Below are 12,149 nucleotides of genomic sequence, written 5' to 3'. Positions count from 1 at the left end.
CCCCGTAGCATCGCTGCATGACCCTGCCTGCTGGCCTGTCGATGCTGTGGGAGCAGACCTCTCCCGACGCGGCGCTTCTCGAACGGTTCGGGTTCACCGGTCTTCCCGACGCCTCGGAGTGGCTCTCGGTCACGCTGCGCGAGGGGTGGGGCATCGATCTGCACGGCGTCGCCCGTCTCGTGATCAGCGATCGCAACGCGATCGTCTGGGTGCGCAGCGGCAGCGGCCCGTTGGTCGTCAAATGGTCCTGCGCGACGGAGCAGTTCGATCGGCTGGCTGCCTCCGCCGAGATCCTCAGATCGCTTGCAGCGCGCGGGGTTCCCGTGGCGGATCCGATCCTGACGACGGAACGTCGTGCACGCGCGGTGCAGGACGGCCCGCGCGGTCCGCTCTCCATGGCCGTCCTCCCCGAGGTGTCGGGCGTCTGGCTCGACACGGCTGATCTGAACGCCGTTCACGCCGCGGGGCAGTGCCTTGCTCGACTCCACGACGCCCTGGGCCGCGAAAGCGGTGACAGCGCCCTCCAGATCGACCTCGGCGACCCGCGAGCACGGATCCGAACCTGGCTCGCGCACCACGATCACCGTGAGGCCCCGGAGGCCTCCTCGCGGCTCGAAGCGCTCCTCGCCGACCTGCCTGACCTCGAGGACCCGCCCCAGCTCGTGCACAACGACTTCCGGGCCGCGAACATCCTGACCCGCGGGTCCACCGTCGCCGCCGTGCTGGACTTCGACGAGGTCGCGACCTCACATCGGGTGAACGACCTCGCACGCGCGTCGGTGTACCTGCGCACTCGGTTCACCGACTGGCGGCCGACCTCCGTGGCAACCCGCGAGAGCCTGCGGCGCGGGTACGAGTCCGTGAGAGCCCTCGGAGAAGCGGAGCGCGCATGGCTCGAAGCTCTCATCCTCTGGCACGGGCTCATGGCCATCCCGTTCGGCAGCGATCCGTCCGAGTGGGCGGCCGCGCTCCGCTGAACCCCGGCACTAGCGTGATCCCATGACCGATTTCGGAGTCTTCTTCGGGCGGGCCGACCAGCTCCTCGACACGTCCTTCGCGGGCGAGCCCGACATCCGCGCGATCGACCCCGCCGCCGCCAACGTGTCCGTGTTCGACCTCGGGCTGCTCCGCGGCGACGGCGTCTTCGAGGCCACGACGATCGTCGACGACGTGCCGCTCGCCTGGCACCTCCACGTGCGGCGCCTCCTCCAGTCAGCGGTCGCGCTCGACCTGCCGGCCCCGAACGTCCGCGCGCTCGACCAGTTCGTGCGCGCGGCCATCCGGCGGATGAGCCCGATCGCGCGCGCCCACATCAAGCTCGTGATCACGCGCGGGGCCGATGCGACCCTGTCGGCGGTCGATGTGCCGACGTCCCCGACCGTCTTCGCGATCATCGACCCCGGGTTCGCTCCCAAGAAGCCCGAGATCGCGGTCGCCACGCTCGAGCGCGAGCTCCTGCGCGATTCCGCTCAGCGCGCCCCGTGGCTGCTTCTCGGCGCCAAGACCCTCTCGTATGCGACGAACATGGCGGCGCGCCGCGAGTACGAGCGACGGGGAGCCCAGAACGGCGTCTACGTGACCCGCGACGGCTTCGTTCTGGAGGGGCCGCAGTCGTCGATCGTCCTGCGTGAGGGCGCCCGCGTCGTGACGCCGCATCCGCGGATCGGCATCCTCCACGGCACGACGCAGGTCGAGCTCTTCGCCTGGGCGTCGCTGAACGGCCTCGAGGTCGCCTACGAGGACGTCGAGGTCGAGCGGCTGCACGCGGCCGACCAGGTGTGGATGATGGGCGCATCGTTCGTGCAGTCCGTCACCGCGATCGACGGGCGCGCCATCGCGCACGATCGCGCCGCGACCGACGCGATCAACGCGTTCATGCAGACCGAGCGCGCAGCGATCGACGCCTGGACGCGCGCGCACGTCCCGGGCTGAGAAGCGCGCGCACGTGCCCGCCCGGTCAGCTCTCGTCGGGCCCGAAGCGCGTGGCGTCGGCGCCGAGGGCGGACAGCGTCTCGAACAGGGCCGCGTCGTCTCGCCGCGTGTCGTCGTTGCCGGTCCGGCTCGCGAACGACTCGAGGCACGCGATGAGTCCATCGGCGCCCGCGACGACCCACGTGCTCGCCCCGCCCGATGACTGGTCTCGCTGCCGGAGGTGCGCCTCGGCCCGCTCGTGCGAGTAGAGCACGCAGGTGTCGAACCAGATCGGCTCCGACAGCTCCTGCTCGACGAAGCGCGAGAGCTGCTGCGCCTGACGCCGCACCTGCACGACGGGCGCCCGCTCGCCGAGATGGCGGTTCACGGTGATCGACTGCGGCGACTCGGGATCGCGGCGCAGCTGCACGGCGAAGTGCTCGCCGAGGTCGTTCTCGTCGACGAGCTTGCCGAACGCCTCGTGCACGGCGGATGGCCGCACGCCGTCGAAGAGCACGCCCTGCCAGCGCTTGTTCTCGATGACGAGCCGCGCGCCGTCGAGCAGGAGCACGTGGTCGATCTGCGTGACGAAGGTCCGCGTCTCGAGCGCGTCGGAGGGCATGAACACGACGTTCGTGTGGAGGCTCCCGCGAAGACCGAGCTGCTCGCACGCGGCGAGGATGAGCCGACGCGATGCGGCCTCCCACTTCAGCCCCGTCGCGAGCGTCTCGCGCGTGCGTCGCGCCACCTCCATCGACGCCGCCGTCTCGGCGCGCAGTCGCATGGTCTCGCGCTCGTGATCGTCGGATACCGCGGCGAGCCGGCTCTCGTGCTCGGCCGCCATCGTCGCGACCTGGTCTTCATGCGCGCGGGTCAGCTCCGCGGCGCGCGTCGCGCTCGCGACCTCGATCTCCGCCACTCGACGACGTGCGCGCTCCCTGCCGCGGCGGTTCGCGATGACGAGCACCACGACCGCGATGAGGAGCACACCGCACCCCGCGCCTGCCACCCACAGCCACTGCGTCTCATCCACGACTCCAGCCCATCACATCTCGGCGGCATCCTCGTCGCGGCGTCCCGCTGAGGTGCGACTCAGGTCTCGGGGAGCGAGCGGAACGCCTCCGCGAGGGCGTCGCGGGCGATCCGGAGCCCGGGCAGACGCTGTGCCGACACGCGCGTCGAGGTGAAGATCTCGCGGTGCGGCGAGCCGGGCAGGTCCACGAGCCGCGGCTCTGCCTCGTCGGCCGCGACGGCGAGACCCGGGATGAGCCCGACGGCATGCCCGGCGGCGATAAGACGGAGGTGCGCGGAGAGGTCCGTCGCCTCGTACCGGATGTCGGGCTCGAACCCCGCAGCCCGGCACTGCTGCACCGCCCACGCGCGGGCGGCTGTCCCCTCGGGTTCCATCACCCATGCCGCCTCGCGCGCGTCGGAGAGCGACGCGATGCCGCTCGCGGGCCCCGCGGCGAAGCGGATCGGGTCGCGGCCGAGCAGCTCGCGGTCGAGACCGGCGCGATGCGGCCGCGTATGGCCCGGGTACTGCTCGGCCATCGCGAGATCGAAGCCCCCGGCCTCGGTCTCGAAGAGGCCGTGCTCGGGAGGGGTGACGATCACCTCGACGCGCAGCGCGGGGAGGGCGTCGCGAAGGGCGTCGAGCATGCGGGGGATGAGCGTGCGCGCGCTCGTCTGGAGCGCCGCGATCCGCAGCGGCGCCGCGTCGGGCGCCAGGGCCGCGAGCTCGCCGCGCAGCGCCTCCTCGGCAGCGAGCAGCTGCGCGGCGTGGCGGGCGACCGCCTCGCCCGCTGCCGTCAGGCGCAGACCTCGCCCCTCCGGCTCGAGGAGGGGGAGGCCGACCTCCCTCTCGAGCTGCTGCAGCTGATGCGACACGGTCGATGCGCTGTAGCTGCGCGCGGCCGCGACGGCCGAGACGGTGCCGCGCATCCGCAGCTCGCGCAGGAGCAGGAGACCGCGGCTGTTCCAGGGAGTCGCCATCGTTCGAGAATATCGAAAGGTCATGAGCGAAAACGTGCGCTTTTGCCGGATGGTGGACGGTCGCACAATGAGAGCGATCCTCTCGAGAAAGACCTCGCCATGACCATCGCACCCCCGTCATCCGCTCACGAGGCGGCACACGTCCCCGACATCGACCCGCAGCTCGCGGAGGAGGCGATCGCGCTCGTCCGCACCTGGCTGCGCGAGGCGCGCGACGAGAAGGTCGACGCGGCCGCGAAGAACCTCGCCGGCGTCCTCCGCGACCCCAACGGCCTGGCCTTCACCGTCGGCTTCGTCGACGGCGTCGTGCGCCCCGAGGACACGCGCGTCGCCGCGCGCTGTCTCGCCGGCCTCGTGCCGCTCATCCCGCGCTTCCTGCCGGCACCGTTGCGCGGGCTCATCCGTCTCGGCGGCGCGCTCGCGCCCGTCCTCCCGAGCGTCGTCGTGCCCGCGAGCCGCGCCGTCCTGCGCCGGATGGTCCGGCACCTCATCGTCGATGCGCGCGACGAGAAGCTCGGATCGACGCTCGCGCGCCTGCGCGGCGAGGGCATCCGCCTCAACGTGAACCTCCTCGGCGAGGCGATCCTCGGCCAGCGCGAGGCCGACAAGCGCCTCGCCGGAACCCGACGCCTCATCGAGCGCGACGACGTCGACTACGTCTCGATCAAGGTGTCCTCGACCGTCGCGCCGCACAGCCCGTGGGCGTTCGACGAGGCCGTCGACCACGCCGTCGTCGCGCTTGCGCCGCTCTACACGGCCGCTCGCGCGAACGGCACGTTCATCAACCTCGACATGGAGGAGTTCAAGGACCTCGACCTCACGCTCGCGGTGTTCATGCGCCTTCTCGAGCGCCCGGAGTACCACGACATCGAGGCCGGCATCGTCCTCCAGGCATACCTCCCCGACGCGCTCGGCGCGATGATGCGCCTTCAGGAATGGGCGAGTGAGCGCGTCGCGGGAGGCGGCGCCCCGATCAAGGTCCGCGTCGTGAAGGGCGCGAACCTCCCCATGGAGCAGGTCGACGCGGAGACCCACGGCTGGCCGCTCGCGACCTGGCCGAGCAAGCAGCACAGCGACGCGTCGTACAAGGCTGTGCTCAACTACGCGCTGCACCCCGAGCGCGTGCGATCGGTGCGCATCGGCGTCGCGGGCCACAACCTCTTCGACATCGCGCTCGCATGGCTGCTCGCGAAGCGCCGCGGCATCGCCGACGGCCCGGGCCTCGAGTTCGAGATGCTCCTCGGGATGGCCACGGCTCAGGCCGCGGTCGTGCGCCGCGAGGTCGGGTCGCTCCTCCTCTACACGCCGGTCGTGCACCCCGACGAGTTCGACGTCGCGATCGCGTACCTCATCCGCCGCCTCGAGGAGGGCGCGAGCCCGGAGAACTTCATGTCGGCCGTGTTCGACCTCGACGCCGATCCCGCCCTGTTCGCGCGCGAGCGCGACCGCTTCCTCGCGTCGATCGACCTCATGCCGAGCGACGTGCCCCCGTCCAACCGGGTGCAGGATCGCCGTGAGCCGCAGCCCGAGGGTACGCGCGACGGCTTCCGCAACGCGCCCGACAGCGACCCGAGCATAGCCGGCAACCGGGCCTGGGCCGCGGAGATCCGCGCCCGCATGGCGGCGTCGACCCTCGGCGAGGAGACGCTCGCCGCGCACACGCTCCGCACGCTCGAGGAGGTCGACGCCGTCGTCGACGGCGCGGTCGCGGCGGGCGAGGGATGGCGTGCGCTCGCCCCCGAGGAGCGCGCGGCGATCCTGCATCGCGCGGGCGACATCCTCGAGGCCCGGCGCGCCGAGCTGCTCGAGGTCATGGGGTCCGAGTGCGGCAAGGTCATCGAGCAGGGTGACCCCGAGGTCTCCGAGGCGATCGACTTCGCGCACTACTACGCCGAGAGCGCCCTGCGGCTCGCCGAGGTCGACGGGGCCGCGTTCGAGCCCGTCCGCCTCACCGTCGTGACGCCGCCCTGGAACTTCCCCGTGGCCATCCCCGCAGGCTCGACCCTCGCGGCGCTCGCCGCAGGGTCGCCGGTGATCCTCAAGCCGGCGTCGCAGGCGCGACGCTGCGGCGCCGTGCTCGCCGAGGCGCTGTGGGAGGCGGGCGTCCCGCGTGACGTGCTGCGTCTCGCGCGGGTCGAGGAGAACGAGCTGGGCCGCCGTCTCGTGTCGCACGAGCGCGTCGAGCGCGTCATCCTCACCGGCGCGTACGAGACCGCCGAGCTCTTCCGGTCGTTCCGGCGCGACCTCCCGCTCCTCGCCGAGACGAGCGGGAAGAACGCGATCATCGTCACCCCGTCGGCGGACCTCGACCTCGCCGCGAAGGACGTCGCGTACTCGGCGTTCGGCCACGCCGGCCAGAAGTGCTCGGCGGCGTCGCTCGTCATCCTCGTGGGATCGGTCGCCCGCAGCGAGCGGTTCCGCCGCCAGCTCGTCGACGCCGTCGAGGGCTTCGAGGTGGGCATGCCGTGGCAGGCCGCCGCCCGGATCGGCCCTCTCATCGGCCCCGCTGAGGGCAAGCTCCGCCGCGCCCTCACCGAGCTCGAGCCCGGTCAGACGTGGGTCCGCGAGCCGAAGCAGCTCGACGACTCCGGCGCGCTGTGGACGCCCGGCATCCGCGACGGGGTACAGCCCGGCAGCGAGTTCCACCTCACGGAGTACTTCGGCCCCGTGCTGGGCATCATGACGGCCGAGACCCTCGACGAGGCGATCGACCTCGTGCGCGCCGTCGACTACGGCCTCACGTCGGGGCTGCACGCCCTCGACGAGGACGAGATCGCCCGGTGGCTCTCGCGCATCGACGTCGGCAACGCCTACGTGAACCGCGGCACGACCGGCGCGATCGTCGAGCGCCAGCCGTTCGGCGGCTGGAAGAAGTCGGCGGTCGGCGCCGGGACGAAGGCCGGCGGCCCGAGCTACCTCTTCGGTCTCGGCACCTGGACGGATGCGCCCGTCGCGACGGCGAGCAGGGCGGATGGCGCGGCGCGGCGCGCGGTCGAGGCGCTCGGCACCGCGGATGGCGCGGAGTGGCTCGAGAAGGCACTCGCGACCGACGTCGTCGCGTTCGCGGAGGAGTTCGGCGTCGCGCGGGATGTGCAGGGCCTCCGGCTCGAGCAGAACGTGCTCCGGTACGCGCCGGTTCCCGTGACGATCCGCTTCGACGGACGCCCGGCGGCGGAGCTCGTGCGCGTGGCGGCCGCGGGGCTGCGTGTCGGCGCAGAGCTCGTCGTGAGCACGCCGACTGCTCTCCCCGAGCGGGTCGCGACGTGGCTGACGGACGCAGGCGTCGAGGTGGCGTTCGAGGATGCGGAGGCGTGGGCGGCCCGCGCGGCGCGCCTCGCCCAGACGGGCGGGCGCATCCGCCTCCTCGGCGGTGCGCTCGCCGACGTCGTGGCGGCGACGGACGGCGCCCCCAACGTCGCCGTGTACGACGGTCCCGTGACGTCGGCCGGCCGCGTGGAGATGCTGCCGTTCCTGCACGAGCAGGCGGTGTCGATCACGGCGCACCGCTTCGGCAACGAGCGGCGGTACGTCGTTCCCGGTCTCGCCGACGCCTGATCAGAAGGCGGGCCGCTCCCTCCCCGGGGCGGTCCGCCTCTGCCACGGGCGGTCCGCCTCTGTCCCCCGTCCGTCCGCGTCTCGCCCGATCTGCATGCCGCCCGATCTGCATGTCTCACTCCCGGCGGGATAGGGATGCCGTATCCCGCGTCGAGCGAGACATGCTCGGTCGGCTTCCCGCGCCGAGCGAGACATGCTTGGTCGGCTTCGGGCGGTCGGGTCAGTCGAGGCCGAGCAGCGACAGCGGGTGCGTGAGCCGCCACCAGAAGGAGGGCGGGGGCACGTCGTCGGTGAGGGTGAGCGCGACGCTCGTGTCGTCCATCCCGCCCTGCACGGCCAGCGTGCCGACCTCGTCGCCGGCTTCGGCTCCGAGCTCGACCTCGTACGACGGATCGGTGGATGGCGCGACGCCCTGCCACGAGATCACCTGGGCCTCGTCGGCGGTCACGATCGTGCTCTGCGCGCCCCACTCGGTCCGGACGTGCGCGACGGGCACCTCGGCGGCGACGGCGGTCGTGAGCTGCATGCCCTCCTCGAGCTGCGCGAGGAGCTCGCGGCTCACGATCGCGCGGCTGTCGTCGTCGGGCTGGCCGACGACCGCGGCGTAGAGGGTCACGCTCGTCTGGCCGATCGTGACCTCCTTCGCGGACAGGAGGTTCCAGTACTGCGTGCCCGTCGACCACAGCGAGCCGGTCTTCAGGCCGACCACGCCCTCGTCCCCGATGAGCGGGTTCGAGTTCTCGACGAGCCCCGCTCCCGGGAGCACGACGGAGTCCTCGGCCATGATGCTCGCGAGGACCGGATCCTCGAGCGCGATCTCGGCGAGGCGGATGAGCGAGCGCGCGTCGGCGGTGTTCGCCGGGTCGATGCCGCTCGGGTCGGCCACCGTGATGCCCGTGAGCTCGTGCTGCGCGAGCCAGGCCTGCGCGTCGGCGAGCCAGGCCTCCTGCGTGCCCCACAGCTCGAGGACGAGCCGGTCGACGTAGTTGTTCGCCGAGCCGAGCATGACGCCCTGCAGCATCTCGTGCAGCGTGAGCGTGCCGCCCACGGGGACATCGAGCGACGACTCATCGGCCGTGAGATAGGCCCAGTACTCGTCGCTGTCGGCCTGCGTGAAGGCGTAGGACGGCCCATCCTGACCCAGCTCGAGGCCCTCGCGCTCGATGATCATGAGCGCGGTGATGATCTTCGTGATGCTCGCCATCGGCAGCGCCTCGTCGCTCGAGGCGATCGGGCCGCCGGGGCCGCCCTCCGCAGCGAGGGCGGCGATGCCGTCCTCCGGCCAGGTGACGGGGAACTCCTCGCCGATCGGCGTCTCGACGGTGAGATCCGAGATGGTGGGGGCGACGTTCGCGAGCGGCCACACCGCGCAGGACGCGACGTAGCCGAGGGCGAGCACACCGAGAGTGACGGTCGGCCCGAGCCAGAACCGGCGGCGCGTGCGCGGCGGAAGGAGCGACGGCTCGACGGGCACGAGGCGGCTCGTGGGAAGCGCGCCGGCCGTGCGCGAGGCGGCGACGGCGTCGGGGTCGACCCAGCCGAGCGCCGTGAGCGCCGCAGCGGCGTCCTGCGACGGCGCGGTCTCCGCCGCAGGGATGTCGTCGATTGCCACCCGCATACGGTACCCGCTGCTCCTGCGAAGACGGGAAGCGGCTCGTGGGATGCGAGTAGAATCAGCCCACATCACACGGGAGTCCGCCGAGCCGGACTGAGAGGACGCGAGCCGCGCGTCGACCGTCGAACCTGATCCGGGTCATGCCGGCGAAGGAAGGAGAACGAATGTCCACGTCCGTTTCCGCAGGACAGACCGCGACCGGCCGCCGCTTCACGTGGCGGGTCGTCGACATCGTCGTCGCGAGCGTGATCGGCGTCGCGTGCGCGGTCGTGTTCCTCGTCTGGAACATCGCCTACGAGCTGCCGAGCACGCTGCTCAGCCCGCTCCTGCCCGGGCTCGGCGGCCTCGTCGCCGGCCCGTGGCTCATCGCGGGCGTGATCGGCGGACTCGTCGTCCGCAAGCCGGGCGCCGCGCTCTACACCGAGCTGCTCGCCGCCGTGATCTCGGCGCTCGTCGGCAACCAGTGGGGTCCGCTCACGATCGTCTCGGGCCTCGTGCAGGGCCTCGGCGCCGAGATCGTCCTCGCGATCTTCCTGTACCGCGCCTTCGGTCCCGTCGTCGCGGCGCTCGCGGGCGCTGCGGCGGGCCTCGCCTGCGGCATCAACGACATCGTCAACTGGTACGCGGGGGCCGACGCGGCCTTCACGGCCATCTACATCGCGTCGACGACGCTGTCGGGCGCCGTCATCGCCGGCCTCGGCGGCTGGGCGATCGTGCGCGCACTCGCGGCGACCGGAGCGCTCAGCCGCTTCGCCGCGGGGCGCGACGTCGCGCGACGCGTCTGACGTGACGGCCGCGGAGACCCGCCCCTGCGGCATCCTCGCCGAGGGGTGGGGATGGCGGTACGGCACGCGCCTGGCATGGGCGGCCCAGGACGTCACGCTGTCGATCCGGCCGGGGGAGCGCGTGCTGCTCCTCGGAGCGAGCGGATCGGGCAAGTCGACCGTGCTGCAGGCGCTCGCCGGCGTGCTCGGCGGGGAGGACGAGGGAGAGCAGGCGGGCCGTCTCCTCGTCGACGGCGCGCCGCCGGAGGCCGCACGCGGACGGACCGGGCTCGTGCAGCAGGATCCCGACGCACAGGCCGTGCTCGCGCGCGTCGGGGACGACGTCGCGTTCGGGTGCGAGAACCTCGGCGTCCCGCACGACGAGATCTGGTCGCGCGTGCAGGAGGCGCTCGCGATCGTCGGCCTCGACGTGCCGCTCGACCGCTCGACGTCCGCGCTGTCGGGCGGGCAGAAGCAGCGCCTCGCCCTCGCCGGTGCGCTCGCCATGCGCCCCGGGCTCCTGCTGCTCGACGAGCCGACCGCGAACCTCGATCCCGAAGGGGTCGTCGAGGTGCGCGACGCGGTGTCGCGCGTCGTCGCGCACACGGGTGCCACGCTCGTCGTCGTCGAGCACCGGGTCGACGTGTGGCTTCCCGTCGTCGATCGCGTGATCGTCCTCGGCGGCGGTCAGCAGGGCGTCGTCGCCGACGGGACGCCCGAGGTCGTCCTCGCCCGACGTGGCGCCGAGCTCGCGTCGGGCGGCGTGTGGGTGCCGGGCATCCCGCCGCGTCGCCCCGGCCCGCCGCGCCACGCGCCGGGCGCTCCTCTCCTCGCTGCGGAAGCGCTGCAGGTGGGGCGCCTGCGCGACACGGCCGTGGCCGGCCCCGTCGACCTGGAGGTGCGCCCCGGCGAGGTGCTCGGCATCACCGGCCGCAACGGCGCGGGGAAGTCGACCCTCGCGCGCACGCTCGCAGGGCTCCTGCCGCCGGTCGACGGCCGAGTGGCGGCGGCACCCGAACTCGCGGCAGGCGCAGGCCCCGCGCCCATCCGATGGCGCTCGCGCGAGCTCCTCACCCGGATCGGCACCGTGCTGCAGTCGCCCGATCACCAGCTCCTCGCGAACACGGTGCGCGCCGAGCTCGAGGTGGGCATGCGCGCGCTCCGAGTGCCCGACGCGGAGATCTCGGCGCGCGGGGAGGAGCTCCTCGCCGCGCTGCGCCTCGCCCACCTCGCGGACGCCAACCCCCATACCCTCTCGGGCGGCGAGAAGCGCCGCCTCACGGTCGCGGCCATGCTCGCGACCCGGCCGCGCGTCTGCGTCCTCGACGAGCCGACGTTCGGCCAGGACGCGACGACGTGGGCCGAGCTCGTCGACATCATCGCGCGGCTGCGCGACGGAGCAGACGCCGCTCCGTCGGCGGTCGTCGCCGTGACGCACGACGCCGACGTCCTCGCGGCCCTCGACGCGCGCGTCCACCGCCTCGACGGAGCGGGGGTGCTCGGATGATCCCAGCGCCGCCCATCCCTCGGGGCCCGCTCGCGCACGTGAACCCGGTCGCGAAGCTCGGCGCCGCGCTCCTCATCGCGTTCCCGCTCATCCTCACGATCGACGTCGTCTCGGCGGCGGTCGCGCTCCTCCTCGAGATCCCGCTGCTCCTCGCCGCCGGCGTCGACGCGCGCACGTTCTGGCGCCGCACCGCGCCCGTCTGGATCGCGGCGCCGCTCGCCGCCGTGACGATCGCGCTGTACGGCGAGCCCAGCGGCACCGTCCACTTCGAGTGGCTGCTCGTGCGCGTGAGCGACGGATCGCTCGCCCTCGCCGCCGCGACGTGCCTGCGCATCCTCGCGCTCGCGCTGCCCGGCGTCGTCCTCTTCGCGACCGTCGATCCGACCGATCTCGCGGATGGTCTCGCGCAGCGCGTGCGGCTCCCGGCGCGGTTCGTGCTCGGCGCGCTCGGCGGCATGCGCCTGGTCGGGCTCCTCTTCGACGACTGGCGCGAGCTCGAGCTCGCCCGTCGTGCGCGCGGCGTCGCCGATACCGGCCGCGTGCGCCGCGTCCTCGGGATGGCCTTCGCCCTCGTCGTCCTCGCCCTGCGTCGCGGGGCGACCCTCGCGACCTCGATGGAGGCGCGCGGCTTCGGGAGCGACCGCGCCCGGACGTGGGCGCGCCGCTCGCCCTGGGGCGCGCGCGAGTGGATGCTCCTCGCGATCGGCCTCGGCATCTCGCTCACCGCGGTCGCCGTCGCGGTCGCGACGGGCGCGTGGAACTTCATCCTCGGCCCGAGCTGAGCCCGGTGTCCTCGCGGGCGGGC

9 protein-coding genes and 1 riboswitch are annotated in these 12,149 nt (G+C 73.0%); of the genes, 6 read left to right on the top strand and 3 right to left on the bottom strand.

Translation table 11 applies throughout. The features are described from left to right. The first annotated feature begins 17 nt into the window (after positions 1 to 17). Entirely contained in the window at positions 18 to 977 is a 960-nt protein-coding gene (locus M1D56_RS14150; protein ID WP_456283934.1) for a phosphotransferase enzyme family protein, read from the top strand. Positions 978 to 999: 22 nt separating this feature from the next. Next, the gene (locus M1D56_RS14145; protein ID WP_456283933.1) at positions 1,000 to 1,932 is read left to right on the top strand and encodes an aminotransferase class IV; all 933 of its coding nucleotides are present in this window, start codon (positions 1,000 to 1,002) and stop codon (positions 1,930 to 1,932) included. Positions 1,933 to 1,957: 25 nt separating this feature from the next. On the opposite strand, the gene M1D56_RS14140 is transcribed toward M1D56_RS14145, so the two are convergent. Together M1D56_RS14140 and M1D56_RS14135 are read right to left on the bottom strand one after the other, a co-directional pair. Next, positions 1,958 to 2,944 (bottom strand): nuclease-related domain-containing protein, encoded by a 987-nt coding sequence (locus tag M1D56_RS14140; protein ID WP_456283932.1) that lies wholly within the window; start codon positions 2,942 to 2,944, stop codon positions 1,958 to 1,960. 59 nt (positions 2,945 to 3,003) lie between these two features. After that, a complete protein-coding gene (locus M1D56_RS14135) occupies positions 3,004 to 3,903 on the bottom strand; it encodes a LysR family transcriptional regulator (protein ID WP_456283931.1) in 900 nt (299 codons plus the stop codon). A gap of 99 nt (positions 3,904 to 4,002) precedes the next feature. Here M1D56_RS14135 and M1D56_RS14130 point away from each other — a divergent pair, with 99 nt between their 5' ends. Then, the gene (locus tag M1D56_RS14130) at positions 4,003 to 7,458 is read left to right on the top strand and encodes a bifunctional proline dehydrogenase/L-glutamate gamma-semialdehyde dehydrogenase (RefSeq protein WP_456283930.1); all 3,456 of its coding nucleotides are present in this window, start codon (positions 4,003 to 4,005) and stop codon (positions 7,456 to 7,458) included. Between the two features lie 220 nt (positions 7,459 to 7,678). Here the strand turns inward: M1D56_RS14130 and M1D56_RS14125 are convergent, their stop codons facing one another. Beyond that, positions 7,679 to 9,070 (bottom strand): D-alanyl-D-alanine carboxypeptidase family protein, encoded by a 1,392-nt coding sequence (locus M1D56_RS14125; protein WP_282980115.1) that lies wholly within the window; start codon positions 9,068 to 9,070, stop codon positions 7,679 to 7,681. Positions 9,071 to 9,135: 65 nt separating this feature from the next. Then, positions 9,136 to 9,246: riboswitch (TPP riboswitch) on the top strand. Here M1D56_RS14125 and M1D56_RS14120 point away from each other — a divergent pair. From M1D56_RS14120 to M1D56_RS14110, 3 genes are all read left to right on the top strand, one after another. Then, the gene (locus M1D56_RS14120; protein WP_271174348.1) at positions 9,238 to 9,858 is read left to right on the top strand and encodes an ECF transporter S component; all 621 of its coding nucleotides are present in this window, start codon (positions 9,238 to 9,240) and stop codon (positions 9,856 to 9,858) included. (Overlaps the previous riboswitch by 9 nt.) A 1-nt stretch (position 9,859) precedes the next feature. Beyond that, positions 9,860 to 11,344: an ABC transporter ATP-binding protein gene (locus M1D56_RS14115; protein WP_456283929.1), complete on the top strand. Its 1,485-nt coding sequence runs from the start codon at positions 9,860 to 9,862 to the stop codon at positions 11,342 to 11,344. After that, entirely contained in the window at positions 11,341 to 12,126 is a 786-nt protein-coding gene (locus tag M1D56_RS14110) for an energy-coupling factor transporter transmembrane component T family protein (protein WP_271174346.1), read from the top strand. The genes M1D56_RS14115 and M1D56_RS14110 overlap by 4 nt, the downstream gene beginning before the upstream one ends. The last annotated feature ends 23 nt before the right edge of the window (positions 12,127 to 12,149 follow it).

The sequence above is a fragment of the Microbacterium sp. JZ101 genome, assembly GCF_053903175.1.
The sequence above is the reverse complement of the archived record's forward strand: the minus strand, read 5'-3'. Positions and strand labels throughout refer to the sequence as shown.